Source organism: Psychrobacter sp. 1Y4 (assembly GCF_051847555.1).
On sequence record NZ_JBPYDE010000188.1, the window covers coordinates 1 to 1,001 of the forward strand.

The 1,001-nt window shown below is 40.9% G+C and carries 1 protein-coding gene; it reads left to right on the plus strand.

Annotated elements, in window-relative coordinates:
- Positions 1-46: 46 nt before the first annotated feature.
- Entirely contained in the window at positions 47-892 is an 846-nt protein-coding gene (locus tag ACS8FC_RS15150; RefSeq protein ID WP_439297379.1) for a DUF3298 and DUF4163 domain-containing protein, read from the plus strand.
- Positions 893-1,001: the final 109 nt, after the last annotated feature.

Genomic DNA, 1,001 nt, shown 5'->3' on the forward strand with positions numbered 1-1,001 from the left:
ATGTTAAACAATAATTTATATTTATAAAAAGGGATACATGAAAGCTATGATTCAATCTCATCTTAATAGGTTCACGCTGACGCATATTTCTTCAGGCAGAGTAGGGCGTATACGGCGAATTGGTCTCTTAGCAAGCGGTTTGCTGATGGGGGCCGCTAGTCTGTCCGCAAATGCAGGTAGCCTGATCAGCTCAACAGAATATCTCGATTATCAACTGCCAGAAAAAATTCAAAAGATGTGTACTGAGCGTGATAATTGCCCAGAAATTGAGATTAAATATCTTAAGACCAATCATGGCTGGATAAATAAGACAGTCAATGCACGTATCGATAATTTGGTGGTGAATAGCAAGCCAACTGAATCAGCACCTATTAAGACAAAAAGCAGTCAGGCAGACGTAACTGCTGCGATTAATGACTTTGCGACATCGCAGTTTCAAGATATGCCTGAAGAGGTTTCATGGGCTTATAGCTTGATGGTGACGCCCGATTACTTGGGTCACGTTAATAACTTTGAGCTGTTCGAAATCAACTCCTACGTCTTTACCGGTGGTGCACACGGCATGCCTTATAGCGAGTATCTGACGTTTGATCTGACCACCAAAAAACAAGTTACCCTCGATGACATGCTAATCAAAGGCAAAAAGCCTCGTTTTGAAGCACTCGCGCATGATGCGTATAAAGCATGGGTTAGAACGGTCGCTGATGATGTCAGTAGCTATGAGAAAAGCTGGCCGTTTATGCTGAGCGACAATGTGACCTTGACAGAGACAGGGATCAATATTCGTTATCAGCACTATTCTATTGGTCCATACGCCTACGGTATGCCTGTATTGAGCATTCCGTATAGTCAGCTTGATAAAGTCATCAAGCCTCAATTTATACCAAAATAGACCAAGCACATGACCACTAATTATGCTCTCTATCATAGAGTGGTCAGTGAATAAAAATTGATAGTAATTTGCTTAAAATCGTTTGAAAATTAATAGAAAAAATAAGGAG

Bases quoted from the DNA above. Each gene is read 5' to 3' on its own strand.
- ACS8FC_RS15150 (WP_439297379.1), top strand. From the start codon at position 47: ATGATTCAATCTCATCTTAATAGGTTCACGCTGACGCATATTTCTTCA.